19 protein-coding genes and 1 tRNA gene are annotated in these 21,002 nt (G+C 54.8%); 8 read left to right on the top strand and 12 right to left on the bottom strand.

Annotated features, from left to right (window positions below; translation table 11 throughout):
- Positions 1–27 precede the first annotated feature (27 nt).
- A complete protein-coding gene (locus tag MWH02_RS17785) occupies positions 28–615 on the bottom strand; it encodes a LysE family translocator (protein WP_101762775.1) in 588 nt (195 codons plus the stop codon).
- A 136-nt stretch (positions 616–751) separates the two neighbouring features.
- On the opposite strand from MWH02_RS17785, the gene MWH02_RS17780 reads away from it, so the two are divergent.
- Positions 752–2,242, top strand: coding sequence for an aminotransferase-like domain-containing protein (locus tag MWH02_RS17780; protein WP_271461148.1), 1,491 nt, complete (start codon positions 752–754; stop codon positions 2,240–2,242).
- Here MWH02_RS17780 and MWH02_RS17775 read toward each other — a convergent pair.
- On the bottom strand, positions 2,209–2,832 hold the full coding sequence (locus tag MWH02_RS17775; protein WP_101762777.1) for a glutathione S-transferase family protein: 624 nt from the start codon (positions 2,830–2,832) through the stop codon (positions 2,209–2,211). The genes MWH02_RS17780 and MWH02_RS17775 overlap by 34 nt on opposite strands.
- A 113-nt stretch (positions 2,833–2,945) precedes the next feature.
- Here MWH02_RS17775 and MWH02_RS17770 point away from each other — a divergent pair, with 113 nt between their 5' ends.
- Positions 2,946–3,794 carry a PhzF family phenazine biosynthesis protein gene (locus MWH02_RS17770; protein WP_271461147.1) on the top strand — a complete coding sequence of 283 codons (849 nt, stop codon included), beginning with the start codon at positions 2,946–2,948 and terminating at the stop codon, positions 3,792–3,794.
- Positions 3,795–3,876: 82 nt separating this feature from the next.
- On the opposite strand, the gene MWH02_RS17765 is transcribed toward MWH02_RS17770, so the two are convergent.
- Positions 3,877–4,635 (bottom strand): SDR family NAD(P)-dependent oxidoreductase, encoded by a 759-nt coding sequence (locus MWH02_RS17765; RefSeq protein WP_137386742.1) that lies wholly within the window; start codon positions 4,633–4,635, stop codon positions 3,877–3,879.
- A gap of 115 nt (positions 4,636–4,750) precedes the next feature.
- On the opposite strand from MWH02_RS17765, the gene MWH02_RS17760 reads away from it, so the two are divergent.
- From MWH02_RS17760 to MWH02_RS17750, 3 genes are all read left to right on the top strand, one after another.
- On the top strand, positions 4,751–5,650 hold the full coding sequence (locus MWH02_RS17760) for a LysR family transcriptional regulator (protein WP_101762793.1): 900 nt from the start codon (positions 4,751–4,753) through the stop codon (positions 5,648–5,650).
- A gap of 45 nt (positions 5,651–5,695) precedes the next feature.
- A complete protein-coding gene (yhjD, locus tag MWH02_RS17755) occupies positions 5,696–6,703 on the top strand; it encodes an inner membrane protein YhjD (protein WP_110867713.1) in 1,008 nt (335 codons plus the stop codon).
- A gap of 289 nt (positions 6,704–6,992) precedes the next feature.
- Positions 6,993–8,327 (top strand): MFS transporter, encoded by a 1,335-nt coding sequence (locus MWH02_RS17750; protein ID WP_101762781.1) that lies wholly within the window; start codon positions 6,993–6,995, stop codon positions 8,325–8,327.
- Positions 8,328–8,573: 246 nt separating this feature from the next.
- On the opposite strand, the gene ilvC is transcribed toward MWH02_RS17750, so the two are convergent.
- Positions 8,574–10,049: a ketol-acid reductoisomerase gene (gene ilvC / locus MWH02_RS17745; protein ID WP_101762782.1), complete on the bottom strand. Its 1,476-nt coding sequence runs from the start codon at positions 10,047–10,049 to the stop codon at positions 8,574–8,576.
- Positions 10,050–10,210: 161 nt separating this feature from the next.
- On the opposite strand from ilvC, the gene ilvY reads away from it, so the two are divergent.
- On the top strand, positions 10,211–11,092 hold the full coding sequence (gene ilvY, locus MWH02_RS17740) for an HTH-type transcriptional activator IlvY (protein ID WP_271461146.1): 882 nt from the start codon (positions 10,211–10,213) through the stop codon (positions 11,090–11,092).
- Here the strand turns inward: ilvY and ilvA are convergent, their stop codons facing one another.
- The 6 genes from ilvA to ilvL all read right to left on the bottom strand — a co-directional run bounded on the left by ilvA (position 11,093) and on the right by ilvL (position 17,653).
- Positions 11,093–12,640 carry a threonine ammonia-lyase, biosynthetic gene (gene ilvA / locus MWH02_RS17735; protein ID WP_217549805.1) on the bottom strand — a complete coding sequence of 516 codons (1,548 nt, stop codon included), beginning with the start codon at positions 12,638–12,640 and terminating at the stop codon, positions 11,093–11,095.
- Positions 12,641–12,643: 3 nt separating this feature from the next.
- Positions 12,644–14,494, bottom strand: coding sequence for a dihydroxy-acid dehydratase (gene ilvD / locus MWH02_RS17730; RefSeq protein WP_271461145.1), 1,851 nt, complete (start codon positions 14,492–14,494; stop codon positions 12,644–12,646).
- 62 nt (positions 14,495–14,556) lie between these two features.
- Positions 14,557–15,486: a branched-chain amino acid transaminase gene (locus tag MWH02_RS17725; RefSeq protein WP_007888821.1), complete on the bottom strand. Its 930-nt coding sequence runs from the start codon at positions 15,484–15,486 to the stop codon at positions 14,557–14,559.
- An 18-nt stretch (positions 15,487–15,504) separates the two neighbouring features.
- A complete protein-coding gene (gene ilvM / locus MWH02_RS17720) occupies positions 15,505–15,762 on the bottom strand; it encodes an acetolactate synthase 2 small subunit (protein ID WP_101762784.1) in 258 nt (85 codons plus the stop codon).
- Positions 15,759–17,405 carry an acetolactate synthase 2 catalytic subunit gene (gene ilvG / locus MWH02_RS17715; RefSeq protein ID WP_271461144.1) on the bottom strand — a complete coding sequence of 549 codons (1,647 nt, stop codon included), beginning with the start codon at positions 17,403–17,405 and terminating at the stop codon, positions 15,759–15,761. Before ilvG ends, ilvM begins: the two co-directional genes overlap by 4 nt.
- Before the next feature lie 149 nt (positions 17,406–17,554).
- A complete protein-coding gene (gene ilvL / locus MWH02_RS17710) occupies positions 17,555–17,653 on the bottom strand; it encodes an ilv operon leader peptide (RefSeq protein ID WP_071531048.1) in 99 nt (32 codons plus the stop codon).
- 328 nt (positions 17,654–17,981) lie between these two features.
- Here ilvL and MWH02_RS17705 point away from each other — a divergent pair, with 328 nt between their 5' ends.
- Positions 17,982–19,502, top strand: a complete 1,521-nt coding sequence (locus MWH02_RS17705) for a YifB family Mg chelatase-like AAA ATPase (protein ID WP_110867717.1) — start codon at positions 17,982–17,984, stop codon at positions 19,500–19,502.
- A gap of 30 nt (positions 19,503–19,532) precedes the next feature.
- Here MWH02_RS17705 and MWH02_RS17700 read toward each other — a convergent pair whose 3' ends face one another.
- On the bottom strand, positions 19,533–19,871 hold the full coding sequence (locus tag MWH02_RS17700) for a MaoP family protein (protein WP_008106616.1): 339 nt from the start codon (positions 19,869–19,871) through the stop codon (positions 19,533–19,535).
- 121 nt (positions 19,872–19,992) lie between these two features.
- On the opposite strand from MWH02_RS17700, the gene hdfR reads away from it, so the two are divergent.
- Positions 19,993–20,814, top strand: coding sequence for an HTH-type transcriptional regulator HdfR (hdfR, locus tag MWH02_RS17695; protein ID WP_271461143.1), 822 nt, complete (start codon positions 19,993–19,995; stop codon positions 20,812–20,814).
- Positions 20,815–20,919: 105 nt separating this feature from the next.
- Here the strand turns inward: hdfR and MWH02_RS17690 are convergent.
- A tRNA-Trp gene (locus tag MWH02_RS17690) sits at positions 20,920–20,995 on the bottom strand.
- Between the last annotated feature and the right edge of the window lie 7 nt (positions 20,996–21,002).

Here is a 21,002-nt window from a genome sequence, read left to right as displayed (position 1 = left end):
GCCGCGAAAGCGGCCTCTTTTTTATGGCTAGCTCAGCAGCACCGCGTCGTACAACATCCACGCAGTTGTCGCCACCAGCGACAGCGCCATCAAACTGTTAAACGCCTGACGTTTCCACGCGACTTGCAGATGGCTGCGAAGGCGATCGCCCAGCGCTGCCCAAATCAAAATGCACGGCAGATTCAGTGCGGCGAATCCCAGTAGCACCGTCAGCACGCCGTTACTGTTGGCGTACATCAGCGCCACGTTGGTGACCATCAACCAGGCCTTGGGATTCACCGCCTGGAAACAGATGCCGCCAATTAGCGTCATGGGACGCGGACGTTCGCGTAGCTGCGGTGCGCCAGCGCGGAAAATCTTCCACGAAAGCCACAGCAGATAGCTACAGCCGACTACCGTCAGCGGCAGGCGAATCGCGCCCATCCAGTGCAGCAGCGCATCCAGCGCCACGCTCGCCAGCAGCATCTGTATTGCGCAGCCTAGCAGGATGCCAAACAGCATCGGCAGCGTGCGTTTAAAGCCAAAGTTAACACCCGACGTTGCCAGCAGCAGGTTATTTGGACCCGGCGTGATCGACATCACGGTGACGTAGCTGAAGAATGAGGGATCGAGCATGATGCGCTTCCTGAAGAATCAATGATGCCTTCATGCTAATGCGTATGTTGCAATGGAAACAGAGACACAAAACCACTATTGTAATGGGTACAGTTGTCTCAAAAATGAATTGTACCCATCGCGCGCGGAGGCTTTTGTGTCCCTTCCACTCTCATCCGGTCAAACGCTGTATCAGCAGTTGGTCGATAGCTTTGCCGAGTCGATACATCAGGGCACGCTGAAGCCGGGTAAACGGCTGCCGGCGATACGCCGCGTGGCACAATCGCATCAGGTGAGTATCAATACCGTGCTCAATGCATGGCAAATCCTCGAAGATCGCGGCCTGATTGAATCGCGGCCGCAGTCGGGTTATTACGTGCGTGGCGTGCTGCCCGCCGTGACGCGTTCAGTAAAACCGTTGCCGGCAAAAATCAACGATCCCAGCGCGCAGAAGCTGGAGCTGATTGAGCAAGTGTTCGCGGCGCAAAATAATCCCGATTACACCAATATCTCATTAGCCTGTCCGCAGGATGGCACCTTCTATCCGGCGGCACGAATCGGGCGAATTACTGCGTCGATTTTGCGCCAGAATCCCGACATTATCGGACGCTATGCGCTTCCACCCGGTAGTGAGCGCTTACGGGAGGAGATTGCGCGTCGTGCCCTGCACAACGGCATCAACTTGCCGCCGCAGGCGATCACACTGACGCACGGCTGCATGGAAGCACTCCAGCTGGCGCTGCGCGCGGTGACTAAACCCGGCGATTGCATTGGTTTGGAGTCGCCGACCTATTTCTTCCTGTTCCCGCTGCTGGCGTCGCTGGGGCTGAAAGCGCTGGAAATTCCTACCGATCCGCAGCAGGGATTGTCGCTGGATGCGCTGGAGATGCTGCTGCAGGAGAAGCGGATTCAGGCGGTGATTGCCATGCCCGGCGCGCAGAACCCGCTGGGATATGTGATGCCGCTAGAGAATAAAAAGCGGCTGGCGAAGTTAGTGAACACTTACCACGTTCCGCTGCTGGAAGATGGTTTGTACGACGAATTGCAGTTTGAGTGGCCGCTGTCGCCGCCGGTAAAGGCGTTTGATAGCGAGGGTTGGGTGATTTACTGCACCAGCTTTACCAAAACCGTGGCGCCTGATTTCCGCGTCGGCTGGACTGCTGCCGGGCGTTTTCATGACGCTATCGCTCACCTCAAAGCGGTGTCGTCGATGGCGGAATCACGCTTGTTAAGTGAAACCCTGGCCGAATTTCTTGCCAGCGGCGGCTACGATCATCATCTGCGCACGCTGCGTCGGCGCTATGCCGCCAATCTGGATGCGGCGCGCGGGATTCTGGCACGCCACTTTCCGCAGGGCACGCGCGCGACCCTGCCGCGCGGCGGATTTGTTTTTTGGGTCGAACTGCCGGGGAACATTGATACCGTAGAGATGTTTCATCGTCTGCTGCAGGAGCAAATCTGTGTGACGCCGGGCGCGCTCTACTCCCTGAGCGATCGCTACAAAAATGCGTTGCGCCTCTCCTGCTGCTACCCGTTTGATGAACGTTATACGTGGGCGCTGCAGCGCACCGGCGCGCTGGCCTGTGAAATGACAGGCCTCGCGCCGGGACAGGATCAGGGTTTGCCGTTGCGGCCCCAGGTGGTGTAAGGCTCGCGTTCGGTCAGGCGTTCGTAATAAGTCTGCACCGCCGGGAAGTCAGGGTGTTCCAGCGGGGTTTCAAACCAGCGGTTCACCGCCAGCCCAACCGGAATATCGGCCAGCGAGAAATTGCGGCCTGCGACATAGCGCCCGGTTTTCTCCAGATGCTGGTTGAGTATGTTCATGGTGTGCGTCCAGCCTTTCACCGCCGCCGCCAGCAAGCGGGGATCCTGATGCGCCGGCGAGTTGCGCACCAGCGACATAAATGCGTAACGCCAGGACGTGTTAAGTTCGGTGGCTTGCCAATCCATCCACTGATCAACTGGCGCGCGCGCGCGGGGATTGTCGGGATAGAGCCATTCGCCGCCATTGCTGTTGGCGAGATAGCGCAGAATAGCGTTGGATTCCCACAGCACGAAGTCGTCCTCGATTATTACCGGCACCATGGCGTTGGGATTGAGTGCCATAAACTCTTTCGAGTGCAGCGATTGTGGATCATCGCCCCAGGGTTCTAATTCGTACGCAATATCGAGTTCTGCGCACAGCCACAGAACTTTTCGCACGTTTATTGATGAAGTACGGCCAAGAACTTTTAACATTGCGGACTCCGATTCCAGAATTCTTAATCTATTCATAGCCCTGTTGCTGGCCTTTCGCAATCAGCAGGATGTAAATCCCGATTTCAGACAACCTCAACGAGGAAGGAGTGACAATGAAGGTCGCATTTAAACAGGTGGACGTGTTTACCTCATCGGCGTTTAAAGGTAATCCGCTGGCGGTGATCATGGATGCACAGGGATTGAGTGACGCGCAGATGACGGCGATTGCGCGCTGGACCAATCTGTCGGAAACCACCTTTGTGCTGCCGCCACAAGATGCGGCGGCGGATTACCGCGTGCGCATTTTTACCGTCGAAGGTGAACTGCCTTTTGCCGGGCATCCGACGTTAGGCACCGCGCATGCGCTGCTGGAAGCCGGTTGGCCGCTGAAAACGCCGGGCAAAATCGTGCAGGTGTGCGGCGTTGGTCTGGTTGAGGTGAAAATCAGCGATGACGGTGCGCTGGCGTTTGCCGCGCCTGCCGCCACATTAACGCCGTTCAGTGATGCGCTGATGAGCAGCGCGCTGAACAGTGAATGCTTCGATCTCAGCCAAATGCCGACCATCGTTGATATGGGTATTCGCTGGTTGCTGATTCCGATGAGTAGCGCGCAAGCGGTGCTGGATGTGGTGCCGTCAGCAGCCGATTTACACCGTTTACATCAGCATGCTGAGGTTAACGGTACGGCAATTTTTGGTGCGTTGCCGTCGGGCGAAAACGAGCAGTATGAAGTACGCGCATTGCTGGTTGAGAACGGCAGCTTGACTGAGGATCCGGTGACCGGCAGCGCCAACGCCTGTCTGGCACGCTACTTCGAGGCTAACAAGCAAACGCGGGATTATCGGGCACGTCAGGGCAGCGCGATTCAGCGGGAAGGTCGCATTCAGGTGAGTTTTAGCGATAAAGCGATCTGGATTGGTGGCCAAACCGTGACGGTGATTGACGGGACGATTGAGCTGTAATTGTAATCTGCACCATCCGTAGCGGCGCAATTTATTGCGCAATAAATTGCGCCGCTACGAATATGTGCATCAGTTTATATTTTTACAGACCTTGGCCGCCTGAGGCTTCAATGCGCTGTGCGGTGATCCAGCCGGTTTCATCGCTGAGGATCGCGCTGATGGCATCGCCGATATCATCTGGCAAACCGACGCGGCCCAGCGCGGTGACGGAAGCGATATGATCGTTGAGATCTTTGGTATCACGCACGCGACCGCCGCCGAAGTCGGTTTCAATCGCGCCTGGCGCCAGAATGTTGACGCGGATATGGCGCTCGCCTAACTCTTTGGCCTGATAGCGCGTTAGCACTTCCATCGCGCCTTTAATTGAGGCGTACGTGCCTGAACCCGGCAGCGTCAAACGGGTTAATCCGCTGGAGATATTCAAGATGCGTCCACCATCAACGATCAGCGGCAGCAGTTTTTGCGTCAGGAAGAACGGCCCTTTGAAGTGCACATTCACCAGCGCATCAAACTCATCTTCGCTGGTCTCTGCAAACAGCTTGTAGTGACCGTGACCGGCGTTGTTCACTAAATAATCAAAGCTGTCACGCTGCCAGGTTTTCTGCAGCGCTTCTTTCACCTGCGCCACGAAGCCGTCAAACGTGCCGGTGTCGCCTACATCCAGCTGCAACGCCACCGCACGCGCGCCCAGCGCTTCAATCTCCTGCACAACCGCCTGCGCTTCTTCCGCGTGCCCGCGATAGGTAAACAGGATATCAGTGCCTTTGGCAGCCAGTTTCAACGCCCCATTCTTGCCTAAACCGCGATTTCCGCCGGTAATCAATGCAATTTTATGACTCATGTTTCGCTCCAGTTGGAAAATTGAACACGTGTTAAGGATATTCGTGAATAATTGATCTATAAACGCAGAGGAATACGCAGCACTGTTTCACTAACAACAACAATCGGTGAACAACATGGATAAAATTCACGCTATGCAGGTTTTTGTGCGGGTGGCAGAAATGGGCAGTTTTACCCGTGCGGCAGAAAGCTTAGGTTTACCGAAAGGCAGCGTATCCCGCCAGCTGCAGGCGCTGGAGAATCAAATGGGGACGCGCCTGCTACATCGCACCACACGACGTGTGCACCTGACGCAGGACGGCCTGGTTTATTACGATCGCTGCCTCGATTTACTATCGATGCTCGACGACATGGACAGCCTGTTCCAGCACGATCCCGGCACCTTAAGCGGCAAATTGCGCGTGGACATGTCGGTGGCGATGGCGACCGGCTTTGTGCTGCCACGATTGCCGGAGTTTTTGCAGCACTATCCCGGTCTGGAAATTGAGTTGAGCAGCAGCGATCGTCAGGTTGATGTGATTCGCGAAGGATTTGACTGCGTGGTGCGCGTCGGCGAGCTGAAAGATTCCGGGCTGATTGCGCGGAAAATCGGCTCGCACGCCTTGATCAACTGCGCCAGCCCCGGCTACCTTTCCCGCTTCGGCATGCCGGTGCGGCTGGAAGATCTGTCGCAACACGCGATGGTGCATTACACCCAGCAACTGGGACAACCTTCATTGGGCTTTGAATATTTTGATGGCAAACAGTGTCATTACGTTCAAACCGGCGGCGTAGTGACGGTAAACAGCACCGAAACCTATCGCGCCGCCTGTATGGCAGGGCTCGGCATTATTCAGGTGCCGGCGATTGGCGTACAGCCGCTACTGGAGTCGGGGCAACTGGTGGAAGTGCTGCATCATTTCCCGGCGAAACCGATGCCCATCTCGCTGCTTTATCCGCATCGCCGCAACGTGGCGCGCCGCGTGCGAGTGTTTATGGAATGGCTCAGCCAAGTCCTGCAGGAATATGTAACTTAGCAGACTATAATTGTATTTTCGCAGTGAACAGGATGACTATCGTCTATGACGGACAAAACCCCTAAACAGACCGCGGCCGAGGCAGAAGCCAAGCCGCTGATTGATATTAAAACCGGCAATAAAACCGTGGACGGCTCGATTCAGAATGTGTCGCGCTTCGCTGCCTGGTTCCAGGCGATTCCGGCGGTGGCGCACTTTATGCGCGCGCTGGAACGCTTTAACGATCGCCTCGGTAGTCAGTTTGGCGCGGCGATCACTTACTTCTCCTTTCTCTCTCTGATACCGATTTTGATGGTCTCCTTTGCGGCAGTCGGTTTTGTGCTGGCGTCGAATCAGGATTTGCTCACCGAGTTGATCAACAAAATCGTTAACAGCATCAGCGATCCGACGCTGGCCACCACGCTGAAAAATACGGTGAATACCGCGATTCAGCAGCGTGCCACAGTGGGATTAACCGGTTTGCTGCTGGCGCTCTACTCCGGCATTAACTGGATGGGCAACCTGCGTGAAGCGGTGCGCGCGCAGTCACGCGACGTGTGGGAACGCACGCCGGACGATCAGGAGAAATTCTGGAAGAAGTACGCGCGCGATCTGATTTCGCTGTTGGGTTTGATGTTTGCGCTGGTGATTACGCTGTCGCTGACCTCGATTGCCGGCGCGGCGCAGGCAGCGATCGTTAACGCGCTGGGGCTGGAAGACATTGAGTGGCTGCGTCCAGCGATGACGGTGATTGCGTTATCCATCTCTATCCTGGCTAACTATCTGCTGTTCCTGTGGATCTTCTGGATTTTACCGCGCCACAAGCCGCGTAAAAAAGCGCTGTTCCGCGGCACGCTGCTGGCGGCGATTGGCTTTGAGGTGATCAAGTTTGTAATGACGCTGACGCTGCCGAAGCTGGCAAGCTCGCCGTCGGGCGCGGCCTTTGGTTCAGTACTCGGCTTAATGGCGTTCTTCTACTTCTTTGCGCGTTTGACGCTGTTCTGCGCCGCGTGGATCGCCACCGCCAAATACAAAGATGATAAAGAGATGCCGCAGCCGCATCAGGCTAAATAAGCCAACGAGGTTGTTACAATTGCCGTACTAGCTAAAAATGTCTCCTGCTGGCTGCTTTTTCAGCAAAAACCAGCAGGAAACGCTAAAGGGTCACTTTAATTTGGCCCTTTTGCAGAGATTCCCGCCAAAAAAGTGACACTTCCCGTTCCCATCCGCCACTGATCGCAGCAACTCAGAAATTATCCACTTATTCGCCGAAAAAGCCCGGTCTGACGCGGTTTTTCGCCATTGAATGCCGCAAACCAGGTGCGTAAGATTCTCTGTCTACATTTACAATTAAGAAACACTTATGCAAGCCTCCATCACAGAAACACTCGACAAAAAACACGACGACACGCCGGTCAATTCACGTGGCAAAGTGGTTGTGGCATCGCTTGTCGGCACCGCCATTGAGTTCTTCGATTTCTATATCTATGCCACCGCTGCGGTGATCATTTTCCCGCACATCTTCTTCCCGCAGGGCGATCCGACCGTGGCCACGTTGCAGTCGCTGGCGACCTTCGCGATCGCCTTCGTGGCGCGTCCTATCGGTTCTGCCGTGTTTGGACACTTTGGCGACCGCGTTGGCCGTAAAGCCACCTTGGTGGCATCGCTGCTGACCATGGGCGTCTCGACGGTGCTGATTGGTTTACTGCCAGGTTATGAAACCATTGGCGTGGCAGCGCCGCTGCTGCTGGCGCTGGCGCGTTTTGGTCAGGGTCTTGGCCTTGGTGGCGAATGGGGCGGCGCGGCGCTGCTGGCGACCGAAAATGCCCCGGCGAAGAAACGTGCGCTTTATGGTTCGTTCCCACAGCTCGGCGCGCCGATTGGCTTCTTCTTCGCTAACGGCACGTTCCTGCTGCTTTCTTGGTTGCTGACCGACGAGCAGTTCATGAACTGGGGCTGGCGCGTGCCGTTTATTCTCTCTGCGGTGCTGGTGTTAATTGGCCTGTATGTGCGCGTTTCGCTGCATGAAAGCCCGGTATTCGCCAAAGTGCAGAAAGAGAACAAACAGGTGAAAATGCCGATCGGCACGCTGCTGAGTAAGCATCTGACCGCCACCATTCTCGGCACCTTCATCATGCTCGCCACTTACACGCTGTTCTACATCATGACCGTGTATTCGATGAGTTACGGCACTGCACCCGCACCGGCTGGCCTTGGCTATTCGCGTAACAGCTTCCTGTGGATGCTGATGGTGGCGGTGATTGGTTTTGGTGTGATGGTGCCGATTGCCGGTCTGCTGGCCGATCGCTTTGGTCGTCGTAAAACCATGATCACCATTACGTTGATGATTATCGCCTTTGCATTGATGTTCCCAATGCTGCTGGGTTCCGGTTCTCAGGTGCTGGTAATGGGCTTCCTGATCCTTGGTCTAAGCATTATGGGCCTGACGTTTGGTCCGATGGGCGCGCTGCTGCCAGAGCTGTTCCCAACGGAAGTGCGTTATACCGGCGCATCGTTCTCTTACAACCTGTCGTCGATTCTTGGTGCCTCGGTAGCGCCTTATATCGCCACCTGGCTGAACGCCCATTACGGTTTGCAGGCGGTGGGCTTCTATCTGGCTTCGATGGCGGTGTTGACGTTGATCGCGCTGATTGCCTGTAAAGAGACGCGAAATCAGACGCTGTATGAAGCGGTGTGATTGAGCTGGCGGTACTTTGTACGTGCTTGCTGTCCCCCATCCCGGCCTTCCCCCGCTAGCGGGGGAAGGAGACGCTGCCACATGCAGCTTCAGAACTAACAAATGGCAGCATCTTCCTCCCCCATTCATGGGGGAGGACCGAGGAGGGGGACACCGAGCACACACCTAGAGCAACAGCGAGCACGAATAAAAAAACCCCGGCAAGCCGGGGTTTTTTATTGTGCTGAAAACTGTGTCGCGCGTGGCTTAGCCAGCGACAGCGATACGTTTCATATCGGTCATGTAGCCACGCAGTTTGCGGCCTACAGATTCGATTGGGTGCTGACGAACGGCTTCGTTGACGTCACGCAGCTGCGCGTTATCCACCTGCGTACCTTCAACTGCTTTGCCCAGATCGCCCGGCTGCAGCGTGGTCATGAACTCTTTCAGCAGTGGAACTGCCGCAAAGGAGAACAGGTAGTTACCGTATTCTGCGGTATCCGAGATAACCACGTTCATTTCATACAGACGCTTACGTGCGATGGTGTTAGCAATCAGCGGCAGCTCGTGCAGTGATTCGTAGTAAGCCGACTCTTCGATGATGCCCGCGTCAACCATGGTTTCGAATGCCAGCTCAACGCCTGCTTTCACCATCGCAACCATCACGACGCCTTTGTCGTAATATTCCTGCTCTTCGATTTTGCCATCAAACTGCGGTGCGTTTTCGAATGCCGTTGCGCCGGTCTCTTCACGCCAGGTCAGCAGGTTTTTGTCGTCGTTAGCCCAGTCAGCCATCATGCCTGAAGAGAATTCGCCAGAGATGATGTCATCCATGTGCTTCTGGAACAGCGGTGCCATGATGGTTTTCAGCTGCTCAGACAACGCATAAGCACGGATTTTTGCCGGATTAGACAGGCGATCCATCATCAACGTGATGCCGCCAAACTTCAGTGATTCGGTGATGGTTTCCCAGCCGAACTGAATCAGTTTTTCGGTGTAAGCCGCGTCGTGACCTTCAGCTACCAGCTTGTCGAAGCACAGCAGAGAACCGGCCTGCAGCATACCGCACAGGATGGTCTGCTCGCCCATCAGGTCAGATTTCACTTCCGCAACGAAGGAAGATTCCAGCACGCCTGCACGGTCGCCGCCGGTCGCTGCTGCCCAGGCTTTAGCAATCGCCATGCCTTCGCCTTTCGGATCGTTTTCCGGGTGAACGGCAATCAGCGTAGGTACACCGAAACCACGCTTGTACTCTTCACGTACTTCAGTACCTGGGCACTTCGGTGCCACCATTACTACGGTGATGTCATTGCGGATGGTTTCGCCCACTTCAACAATGTTGAAACCGTGTGAGTAACCCAGCGCAGCGCCATCTTTCATCAGCGGCTGAACAGCCTGAACGACCGCCGAGTGCTGCTTGTCTGGCGTCAGGTTAACCACCAGATCGGCCTGTGGGATCAGCTCTTCGTAAGTACCGACTTTGAAGCCGTTGTCGGTCGCTTTGCGGAAAGAGGCACGCTTCTCAGCAATCGCTTCAGCACGCAGGGCATACGCCACGTCCAGACCAGAATCACGCATGTTCAGACCCTGGTTCAGACCCTGAGCGCCACAGCCAACGATGACCACTTTCTTGCCTTTCAGGAAGCTAGCGCCATCTGCGAATTCGTCGCGTGACATGAAACGACATTTGCCCAGCTGCGCTAACTGATTGCGCAGATTCAATGTGTTGAAGTAATTAGCCATGGGTACTCCGGTTAGATGTTGTGTTTGTTTTTGTTCAGTAACGACGTTGTCTCTTACGCCGCGAATGACCCCATCATATGACAGGAAATCCGTTGCTTAAATTGATATATTAGCAAGGTGACATTGCATAATTTGCAACATAACCTTGAGGCGATACGCGCATGGATTTACGAGACCTGAAACTCTTCCTTCATCTGGCTGAAAGCTGCCACTTTGGTCGCACCGCGCGTGCCATGCACGTCAGCCCTTCAACCCTTTCGCGCCAGATTCAGCGCCTGGAAGAGGATGTCGGTCACGCGTTGTTCCTGCGTGATAACCGCACCGTCACGCTCACCGAAGCCGGTGAGCGCCTGCGCCAGTTTGCGCAGCAGACGTTGCTGCAGTATCAGCAGTTACGCCATGTGATGGATCTTAACGGCCCGTCGCTGAGCGGCGAACTGCGCCTGTTCTGCTCGGTAACCGCCGCTTACAGCCATCTGCCGCCGATTCTTGATCGCTTTCGCGCTGAACATCCGCAGGTAGAGATCAAACTCACCACCGGTGATGCCGCCGATGCGATTGAGATGGTGCAGTCCGGCGACGCCGATCTCGCCATTGCCGGTCGCCCAGAATCGCTGCCGGCCAGCATAGATTTTACGCCACTGGGCCTGATTCCGCTGGTGCTGATCGCCCCGGCGCTGCCTTGCCCGGTGCGCAATCAGGCGACGCAGGAGCAACCCGATTGGGCGCAGATTCCGTTTATCCTGCCGGACCAAGGACCTGCACGCCGTGGCATCGATTTATGGTTCCGTCGCCAGCGCATGCCCAATCCGCAGATTTATGCCACGGTTTCCGGGCATGAAGCGATTGTGTCGATGGTGGCGCTGGGATGTGGTATTGCGCTGCTGCCGGATGTGGTGCTGGAGAACAGCCCGGAACCGGTGCGCAATCGCGTATTGACGCTGGAGAATGTGGAGTCTGTCGCACCGCTGGAACTCGGCGTTTGCGTACAAAAAAAGCGGCTCGGAGAGCCGCTTATCAATGCGTTCTGGCACCAGCTGTAATCACTGCCCGGCGAGGAAGAAACGGAACGCCGGATTGCTCGCTTCGTCATGCCATTCATAACCCAACGCGGTGAGATGGGTTTCGAAATCCGGTTCCTGATCGTTGGCTTCAAATGCCGCCAGCACGCGGCCATAATCGGTGCCGTGGCTGCGATAATGGAACAGCGAGATATTCCAGTGCGCACCCAACGTCTGCAGGAACTTCAGCAGCGCGCCCGGTGCTTCCGGGAATTCAAAGCTAAACAGGCGTTCGCGCAGCGGCTTCGATGGACGTCCGCCCACCATGTAGCGCACGTGCAGCTTGGCCATTTCGTCATCCGACAGATCCACCACGTGATAACCGGCTTCGCTCAGTTGGCTGATGATCTCACCGCGCTCCTCCAGCCCGCGCGTTAAGCGCACGCCGACGAAAATGCAGGCGTTATCCGCATCGGCGTAACGATAGTTGAACTCGGTGATGGAGCGCCCGCCGATGGTCTGACAGAACTTGAGAAAACTGCCCTGCTGTTCTGGAATGGTGACCGCCAGCAGCGCTTCACGCTGTTCGCCCAGTTCGCAACGTTCGGAGACATAGCGCAAGCCGTGGAAGTTGACGTTGGCACCCGACAACACGTGCGCCAGGCGCTCACCTTTGATGTCGTGCAGCTGGATGTACTTCTTCATACCCGCCAGCGCCAGCGCGCCGGAAGGTTCCGCCACGGCACGCACATCTTCGAACAGATCTTTCACCGCTGCGCAAATTGCATCGCTATCCACCGTGATGATGTCATCGAGATACTCCTGACACAGACGGAAGGTTTCGCTGCCGATGCGTTTGACAGCCACGCCTTCCGCAAACAAGCCCACGCGCGCCAAATCTACCGGTTCACCCGCATCCAGCGCGGCCTTCAGGCAGGCTGAATCTTCCGATTCCACGGCGATCACTTTGATCTGCGGCATCAGCTGTTTGATCAGCACCGCGACACCCGCCGCCAGACCGCCGCCGCCTACCGGCACGAAGACGCGATCGAGATGCGCGTCCTGCTGCAGCAACTCCATCGCCAGCGTGCCCTGCCCGGCGATCACTGCCGGATGGTCAAACGGAGGAACGAAGGTGTAACCCTGCTGCTCTGCCAGCTCAATCGCTTTGGCTTTCGCCTCGTCGAAGTTGGCACCAAACAGATAAGCCTCACCGCCAAATGCGCGTACTGCATCAACCTTGATGTCTGCCGTGGCCAGCGGCATCACAATCAGTGATTTGATGCCCAACGTGCTGGCCGAGAGTGCCACGCCCTGCGCATGGTTGCCAGCCGAAGCCGTCACCACGCCGCGCGCTTTTTGCTCTTCGTTCAGCCCGGCAATCATCGCGTAAGCCCCGCGCAGCTTGAAGCTATGCACCGGCTGACGATCTTCACGCTTCACCAGAATGGTGTTGCCAAGACGCGATGAAATTTTTTCCATTTTTTGCAGTGGCGTCACTTGGGCAATTTCATACACCGGTGAACGCAGCACTGCGCGCAAATACTCCGCGCCGTTTGGCGTCGCGGAGAGCGGTTGAGACTCAGCCATCGGTTAGCCTCCCAGCTTGGACTTATCGCGCACCGCGCCTTTGTCTGCGCTGGTCGCCAGTGATGCATAGGCGCGCAGGGCAAAGGAGACTTCACGTACGCGGCCGTGCGGGGTATAAGCCGCATCGCCGCGCGCTTGCTCTTCTTCACGACGGGCGTGCAGTTCGTTATCCGGTACCGCCAGCTTGATGCCACGGTTCGGGATATCGATCTCAATCATGTCGCCATCTTTCACCAGCGCGATGGTGCCGCCGCTCGCCGCTTCCGGAGAGGCGTGACCAATCGATAAGCCTGACGTGCCGCCAGAGAAGCGACCATCGGTGATCAGTGCGCAGCTTTTGCCAAGGCCCATGGATTTCAGATAAGTGGTCGGATAGAGCATTTCCTGCATGCCCGGTCCGCCTTTCGGTCCTTCGTAGCGGATCACCACGACGTCGCCGGCTACCACTTTGCCGCCAAGGATCGCTTCAACTGCATCATCCTGGCTTTCGTACACCTTCGCCGGGCCTTTGAAGGTGAGGATCTCTTTGTCTACACCCGCGGTTTTAACGATACAGCCATCTTCGGCAATGTTGCCGTAAAGCACAGCTAAGCCGCCATCCTGCGAGTACGCGTGTTCGCGAGTACGAATACAACCCTCGGTACGGTCATCATCCAGCGTGTCCCAACGGCAGTTCTGCGAGAACGCCTTGGTGGTACGAATACCAGCAGGACCGGCGCGGAACATATCCTTCACCGCCTGATCTTTGGTCAGCATGATGTCGTACTGATCCAGGGTTTCACGCATGCTCTGCTGCAGGATGTTGCGCGCGCTGGTGTCGATCAAACCGGCGCGATCTAACTCACCGAGAATGGCGATAACGCCACCCGCACGGTGCACATCTTCCATGTGATATTTCGGCGTACTTGGCGCCACTTTGCACAACTGCGGCACTTTGCGTGACAGACGGTCGATATCGGAGATATTGAAATCGATCTCGCCTTCCTGCGCGGCAGCCAGAAGATGGAGAACGGTGTTGGTGGAACCGCCCATAGCGATATCCAGCGTCATCGCATTCTCGAACGCCGCTTTGGTGGCGATGTTACGCGGCAGCATGTTGACGTCATCCTGCTCGTAGTAGCGTTTGGTCAGGCTAACGATGCGCTTGCCGGCATTGATGAACAGCTCTTTACGATCGGCGTGTGTGGCCAGCAGTGAACCGTTACCCGGCTGCGACAAGCCCAGCGCTTCGGTCAGACAGTTCATCGAGTTGGCGGTGAACATACCGGAACAGGAACCGCAGGTTGGACAAGCAGAACGTTCGATCTGATCGCTGTCGGCATCGCTGACGTTCGGATTGGCGCCCTGAATCATTGCATCAACCAGATCCAGCTTGATGATTTGATCAGACAGTTTGGTTTTACCGGCTTCCATCGGGCCGCCAGACACAAAGATCACCGGAATATTGAGGCGCAGTGACGCCATTAGCATGCCTGGGGTGATTTTGTCGCAGTTGGAGATACACACCATGGCATCGGCGCAGTGCGCGTTAACCATGTACTCCACTGAATCGGCAATCAGCTCACGTGAAGGCAGTGAATACAGCATGCCGCCATGACCCATGGCGATACCGTCATCCACCGCAATGGTGTTGAACTCTTTGGCCACGCCGCCAGCTGCTTCGATTTCCTCAGCAACCAGTTTGCCAAGATCGCGCAGGTGCACGTGGCCCGGTACGAATTGGGTGAATGAGTTGACCACGGCGATAATCGGCTTACCGAAATCGTCGTCGGTCATTCCTGTCGCGCGCCACAAGGCACGGGCACCGGCCATGTTACGTCCATGGGTGGTGGTGGCGGAACGGTACTTAGGCATGCTCTATTTACTCCAGTAATAATAAGGTTGCGGGCGCCATCTGACGCCCGCAAAAAATCTCGTTATGCGTTAACCGGATCCAACCAGCCCCACTTGTCTTCCGTCTCGCCAGTGAACAGGCCAAAGAATGCCTTCTGGATACGACCGGTGACCGGACCACGTTTACCTTCACCGACTTGAATGCCGTCGACGCTGCGCACCGGAGTGATCTCCGCTGCAGTACCTGACATGAAGACTTCGTCGGCCAGATACAGGGATTCGCGCGACAGAACCTGCTCACGCACTTCAATACCCATGTCTTGCGCCAGCTTGATGATCGCGTCACGGGTGATGCCCGGCAGCGCTGAAGAGGTGAACGGCGGCGTGAACAGAATGCCATCTTTCACTTCGAACAAGTTTTCGCCAGCACCTTCTGAAATATAGCCGTTGGTGTCGAGCGCGATACCTTCCTGATAGCCGTGGCGGCGCGCTTCGCTGCCTACCAGCAGAGAGGAGAGATAGTTACCACCCGCTTTCGCGGCGGTTGGCAAGGTGTTTGGTGCAACGCGGTTCCACGAAGAAACCATGGCATCGATACCGTTTTCCAGCGCTTCAGCGCCCAGGTAAGCACCCCAAGGGAAGGCAGCGATGATTACATCGGTGGTGTAGCCATCTGGCGGGTTCACACCCAGACCCACGTCACCCACGAAGGCCAGCGGACGGATATAAGCGCTTTTCAGTTTGTTCACGCGGATCACTTCGCGGCACGCTTCCATCAACTCATCAACGCTGGCTTTAATCGGGAAACGATAAATTTTAGCGGATTCATGCAGACGCTTCATATGCTCACGGTGGCGGAACACCACTGGACCTTTGTGTGAGTCGTAGCAACGCACGCCTTCAAACACAGAAGTACCGTAGTGCAGGGCGTGAGACATAACGCTGACCTTGGCGTCTTCCCACTTAACCATCTCACCATTGAACCAAATAAAGTCTGCTTTCTTCGTACTCATTGCTTTTTCCTTTGGCGACTATGCGCGGATTTGTTGTGTTGTCTGTTGTTGGATCTCGACGCAAGCGACATCCATAAGTTTGCTTAACTGCGAAGACAGTAAATCGACTGAGCGTTGGCTGGCAACGGTCATTTCGATATTAATGTTCTCCGCATTGACCGCGGTGGCCATATTCATCGCACACACCTGGAAACCACGGTGACGCACGACACGCAAAATGCGCTCCAATATTTCAGGACGAAAGCGGGCTTCAATAGACAATTGATGCTGATTCATGCGGTTTTCTCCATCATGTTTGCGTTGCTGGCACCCGGCGGTACCAATGGCCAGACGTTTTCATGCTCATCTATCGAAACATGCAGGAAGTAAGGACCTTCACTGTTCAGCAGAGCATCGAGGGCGGCGTCGACCTGATCTTTACGGCTAATGTGCTGGCCTGGGATATCAAACGCGCTGGCCAGCGTGAGGAAATCGGGGTTGTCGGTCAGAATGGTTTCGCTGTAGCGACCATCAAAGAACAGTTGCTGCCACTGGCGCACCATGCCGAGACGCTGGTTATCCAGCAGCAGAATTTTCACCGGCAGCTTGCCGCGCTTGATGGTGCCCAGCTCCTGAATGTTCATCATGATAGAACCATCGCCAGACACGCAGATCACTGTGTCCTCCGGACGTGCTACCTGCGCCCCAATCGCCGCCGGCAGGCCAAAGCCCATAGTGCCGAGACCGCTCGAGGTGATGAAGTTTTCTGGCGCGGTGAAACTCATGTGCTGAGCGGCCCACATCTGGTGTTGACCTACATCGGTGGTGACCACGGCGCTGTCCGCTTTGCGGTCAGACAACTGCTTCAGCAACAACGGCGCATAAATGGCTTCGCCTGGATGATCGTAGCGCCAGTCAAACTCGCTTTTCATCGCGCTAACTTCCTTGCGCCAGCCATCAATGTGCATTGGCATGCTCAGTGCCGGCAGCACCTGATTCATATCGCCTTGTAGTGAAACGTGAGCACGGCGCAGTTTGTTCAGCTCGGCAGGATCAATATCGATATGGATGACGCTGGCGTGCGGCGCGAAGGTGTCCAGCTTGCCAGTAACGCGGTCGTCAAAACGCGCGCCAACCGCAATCAGCAAATCACAGGATTGTACCGCGAGGTTAGCGGCTTTGGTGCCGTGCATGCCCAGCATCCCGAGATAGAGATCGCTGCTGGCATCCGCGCTGCCAAGACCTTTCAGCGTAGAAACCATCGGAATACCGGTTTCCTGCGCCATGGCACGTAAGGCTGGAACCGCCTGCGCCATACCCACGCCGCCACCGATATACAGCATCGGCTTATGCGATTGCGCCATCAATGTGCGCGCCTCTGCAATGTGCTGCGCGGAGTGGCCGATTTCTTCCTCAACTGGCAGCAGATGAGGCGTCAGTTCGCCATTGGCGATCTGAATGTCTTTCGGGATATCGACCAGTACCGGGCCGGGACGACCCGATTGCGCGATGGCAAAAGCTTCTGCCATCACTGAGGGTAAATCATCAAGCGATTCAACGAGGAAACTGTGTTTGGTGCAGGCTAACGATAAACCAAGAACGTCTATTTCCTGGAAGGCGTCGGTGCCGATGAAGGCCGATGATACCTGGCCGGTGATCGCCACAACCGGGATCGAATCCATCATCGCATCCGCCAAACCGGTGATCAGGTTGGTGGCGCCGGGCCCCGAAGTGGCGATACATACGCCAGTCTTGCCGGTTGCGCGGGCATAACCGATAGCAGCCATCACCGCACCTTGCTCATGACGACACAGTAGATGTTCCACGCCGCCATCGTAGAGCGCATCGTACACTGGCATGATTGCGCCGCCAGGATAGCCAAACACTGTATCGACACCCTGCGCGCGTAAAGCCTGAACTACCCACTGTGCACCTGTCATGGTTATTCTCCTGTATTCCTAGGGGAACAACAGAATTTTATGCTACTGCTCATAATCTGTTCCTCGCTAATTTGCTGATATTTAGCCTGGTCAAAAAAAAACCCCCGGACCTTTCGGTGCGGGGGTTTTTGGAATTCCAGACTTGATTTTTAAGCCTTTCTTTCTCCAAGCGATGCCCCGCACGGTGGGATAATAATCACCACCACGCTAATCACGACTAGGCTAATCACTTGTAGAAGGGCTTTCATGTGTTGTTTGTTTTTTCGATTGTTCGAAGTAATACCTACAGAGTTACCATAGTTAGCGTGCCGTTGACAATAATTTTCATTGGAAAATTTTATGATGCCGCTGGCGGCCCGCCGTTATCACATTGTAAATAAAAGGTTATTTACATTTGTGATAAAAATTCATAACTCCCGCGTCGTAATCTTCATTTGGAGTTTACGAGCAAGCTCTGATTTTCAGTGAAAGAGCGGCAATTATCAGGGAATGTAAGGAATCTGGCTCTGAAGTTGAGCAGTAAGCCATTGTTCATCTGTCTGGCTGCTTTGATGATAAGGACAACAAGGAGCGGTTATGTCTTTATCGAAGGTATTAACACGAGCTGCGCTGGGTGTTCAGGCTCCGCTGGTGACGGTGGAAGTGCACATCAGCAACGGCTTGCCGGCCCTGACGCTGGTTGGACTGCCTGAAACCACGGTAAAAGAAGCGCGGGAACGGGTGCGAAGCGCGATTATTAATAGCGGGTTCACCTTCCCGGCGAAACGCGTCACCATCAATCTGGCGCCTGCCGATCTGCCAAAAGAGGGCGGACGCTATGACCTCCCCATCGCTATCGCCATTCTGGCGGCCTCTGAGCAGCTGCCAGACGCAAAACTGGGGCAATTTGAATTCCTGGGTGAGTTAGCACTTAACGGCGCGCTCTGTGGCGTTCAGGCCGCTATTCCAGCTGCGATGGCGGCACTGCAAGCAGGCAGACAAATGGTGTTAGCTGAACAGAATCAACAGGATGTAGGGTTGATTCAACAAGGCGAGACGCTGGTTGGCAAACATCTGGTAGAAATCTGTGCGTTTCTCCATAACAAAACCACTCTCACTGTCGCGCATTATCAGCCCGAAACGCTTGAACAGGAAAAGCAGGACCTCAGCGATATCATTGGCCAGGATCAGGGCCGACGTGCACTGGAGATCACCGCAGCTGGCGGGCATAACCTATTACTGATTGGGCCGCCTGGCACCGGCAAGACCATGTTAGCGACGCGTCTGCCCGGTATCATGCCACCGTTAGACGACCAGGAAGCGCTGGAGTGCGCCGCTATCGCCAGTCTGGTAAGCAGTGGCAATCTCCATCATCAGTGGCGCAAACGGCCGTTCAGAGCGCCTCATCACAGTTCATCACTCTATGCGCTGGTTGGGGGCGGCTCCTTGCCGCGGCCGGGAGAAATCTCCTTGGCACACAATGGCGTGTTATTCCTCGATGAGCTGCCAGAATTCGAGCGCAGAACGCTTGATGCTTTGCGCGAACCGATTGAATCCGGGGAAATCGCCATTTCACGCACGCGCGCTAAAGTGACGTATCCCGCGCGCTTTCAATTGATCGGCGCGATGAATCCCAGCCCGACCGGGCATTATCAGGGCAACCATAATCGCTCATCACCTCAGCAGGTGTTGCGCTATCTCAATCGGTTATCAGGACCTTTTCTCGATCGCTTTGATTTATCGTTAGAGGTCCCACTTCTTCCCAGTGGGTCTCTGAGTAAGAAACAACAAGTCAGCGAAAGCAGCGCTGAAGTTTTAACTCGCGTCCTCGCCGCACGAAAGATTCAAACAGCACGCAGCGGAAAAGTGAATGCTCATCTCTCTAACCCAGAGATTTTGCGCTGGTGTCCATTGAAGCAGCAGGATGCTGAATGGCTGGAAGAAGTGTTGAATTCGTTGGGGCTTTCAGTACGCGCCTGGCAGCGGATTTTAAAGGTGGCCAGGACAATAGCTGATTTAGCAGGTGAAGAGCAGATTACTCGTAGTCATTTGCAGGAAGCGGTGGGATATCGCAGCATCGACCGCTTAATGATCTATCTGCACAAGACTCTGGAATAAAAAACGGGGCTTATATAAGCCCCGCTATTCTTAATCATCGCTATCGCTAAAATCTTCCACCGTATCCATCTGCGGCTTGCCGCCAGATAGCGTATGGAAACGCTTAGGTCGCTTGATACGTGCGGTGTATTTCGACCATACACGTTCAGCTTCCGTTTGTGGCTCACGAAGACCACGACATACTTCTAAAAATGAACGCTCTTCTTCTGTAATGGGTTCACGCTTAGCGAGATCCAGTTCATTAAAGGCGTAACCGTGGCGCTCCAGAAGCTGAGCTTCTTTAATGGTGAAATCACCATGACGCGAAAAACCACGTGGGTAATGTTTGTTATCAAAGAAACGATTCGTTGTTGCGAAGCTATCCGCCATTTTACACGCTCCTGACTCTCATATGGCCGTGCTATTTATGGCGCGGAGTATTAGATAGGCTTGACAGAGTGTAAAACAAAACATTTAAATCAGTACGACAAACAATTTTTGGGAGAATGCAGTGGATACGGAATTACTGAAAACTTTCCTCGAAGTGAGCAGAACACGCCATTTCGGGCGTGCTGCTGAAGCGCTTTACCTCACGCAATCTGCCGTTAGTTTTCGCATTCGTCAGCTGGAAAATCAGCTGGGCGTAAACCTTTTTACTCGTCACCGTAATAACATCCGGCTGACTTCAGCAGGCGAGCGTTTATTACCCTATGCCGAAAGCTTGATGAGCACCTGGCTGATGGCCAAAAAGGAAGTTTCGCATACACAACAGCATCATGAGCTTTCAATAGGAGGTAGCGCATCCCTTTGGGAAGCGTACTTAACTCCCTGGTTGCAAACACTTTATGAGAATCGCGAAAGCCTTCATCTCGAGGCACTTATCGCCCAGCGACATTTACTGGTTAAGCAATTGCATGAACGTCAGTTGGACCTGTTGATCACAACTGAAGCGCCAAAAATGGATGAGTTAACCAGCCAGCAAATAGGGCATATTTCGCTCGCATTATTCCGGGCGCGTAAAACCGAGAAGCGTGAAAAATATGACTATATCAAGCTGGAATGGGGCGCAGATTTTCATCAGCATGAAAGTTATCTGTCCAGTGATGATGTTCCCGTATTAACCACCACATCCGCACATTTAACACGCGAATTACTGCATACCACCGGTGCTTGTGCCTTTTTACCTGATTTTTGGCACGGCATTTATAGTGATTTGATGGTTATTCCAGATACACCCGTCGCCGTGCGACCGTTATATGCGGTGTGGCTGCAGAATAGCGATCAGCAAAGTCACATTCGTCAGCTGCTTAAATATCCGGTTTTGACACAATAAGATAATAAATGAGGGAGTTTGAGTGGATCACAGTGAAACTCAAACTCATTTCACTGCCGAATTTTGGACAAAAAAAATCCTTTGCCGAAGCAAAGGATTATTTTCTGGCAGGGGCGGAGGGACTCGAACCCCCAACACCCGGTTTTGGAGACCGGTGCTCTACCAATTGAACTACGCCCCTAATTAGG

The sequence above is a fragment of the Pantoea leporis genome (genome assembly GCF_028048155.1).
Taxonomy (GTDB): domain Bacteria; phylum Pseudomonadota; class Gammaproteobacteria; order Enterobacterales; family Enterobacteriaceae; genus Pantoea; species Pantoea leporis.
Note: the sequence above shows the minus strand (reverse complement) of the source record. Positions and strands in the feature narration are given on the sequence as shown.

What these genes read in the sequence shown, in the direction of transcription:
- MWH02_RS17785 (WP_101762775.1), bottom strand. Translation starts at nt 615, where the DNA reads ATGCTCGATCCCTCATTCTTCAGCTACGTCACCGTGATGTCGATCACG.
- MWH02_RS17775 (WP_101762777.1), bottom strand. Translation starts at nt 2,832, where the DNA reads ATGTTAAAAGTTCTTGGCCGTACTTCATCAATAAACGTGCGAAAAGTT.
- MWH02_RS17770 (WP_271461147.1), top strand. Translation starts at nt 2,946, where the DNA reads ATGAAGGTCGCATTTAAACAGGTGGACGTGTTTACCTCATCGGCGTTT.
- MWH02_RS17765 (WP_137386742.1), bottom strand. Translation starts at nt 4,635, where the DNA reads ATGAGTCATAAAATTGCATTGATTACCGGCGGAAATCGCGGTTTAGGC.
- MWH02_RS17760 (WP_101762793.1), top strand. Translation starts at nt 4,751, where the DNA reads ATGGATAAAATTCACGCTATGCAGGTTTTTGTGCGGGTGGCAGAAATG.
- yhjD (WP_110867713.1), top strand. Translation starts at nt 5,696, where the DNA reads ATGACGGACAAAACCCCTAAACAGACCGCGGCCGAGGCAGAAGCCAAG.
- MWH02_RS17750 (WP_101762781.1), top strand. Translation starts at nt 6,993, where the DNA reads ATGCAAGCCTCCATCACAGAAACACTCGACAAAAAACACGACGACACG.
- ilvC (WP_101762782.1), bottom strand. Translation starts at nt 10,049, where the DNA reads ATGGCTAATTACTTCAACACATTGAATCTGCGCAATCAGTTAGCGCAG.
- ilvY (WP_271461146.1), top strand. Translation starts at nt 10,211, where the DNA reads ATGGATTTACGAGACCTGAAACTCTTCCTTCATCTGGCTGAAAGCTGC.
- ilvA (WP_217549805.1), bottom strand. Translation starts at nt 12,640, where the DNA reads ATGGCTGAGTCTCAACCGCTCTCCGCGACGCCAAACGGCGCGGAGTAT.
- ilvD (WP_271461145.1), bottom strand. Translation starts at nt 14,494, where the DNA reads ATGCCTAAGTACCGTTCCGCCACCACCACCCATGGACGTAACATGGCC.
- MWH02_RS17725 (WP_007888821.1), bottom strand. Translation starts at nt 15,486, where the DNA reads ATGAGTACGAAGAAAGCAGACTTTATTTGGTTCAATGGTGAGATGGTT.
- ilvM (WP_101762784.1), bottom strand. Translation starts at nt 15,762, where the DNA reads ATGAATCAGCATCAATTGTCTATTGAAGCCCGCTTTCGTCCTGAAATA.
- ilvG (WP_271461144.1), bottom strand. Translation starts at nt 17,405, where the DNA reads ATGACAGGTGCACAGTGGGTAGTTCAGGCTTTACGCGCGCAGGGTGTC.
- ilvL (WP_071531048.1), bottom strand. Translation starts at nt 17,653, where the DNA reads ATGAAAGCCCTTCTACAAGTGATTAGCCTAGTCGTGATTAGCGTGGTG.
- MWH02_RS17705 (WP_110867717.1), top strand. Translation starts at nt 17,982, where the DNA reads ATGTCTTTATCGAAGGTATTAACACGAGCTGCGCTGGGTGTTCAGGCT.
- MWH02_RS17700 (WP_008106616.1), bottom strand. Translation starts at nt 19,871, where the DNA reads ATGGCGGATAGCTTCGCAACAACGAATCGTTTCTTTGATAACAAACAT.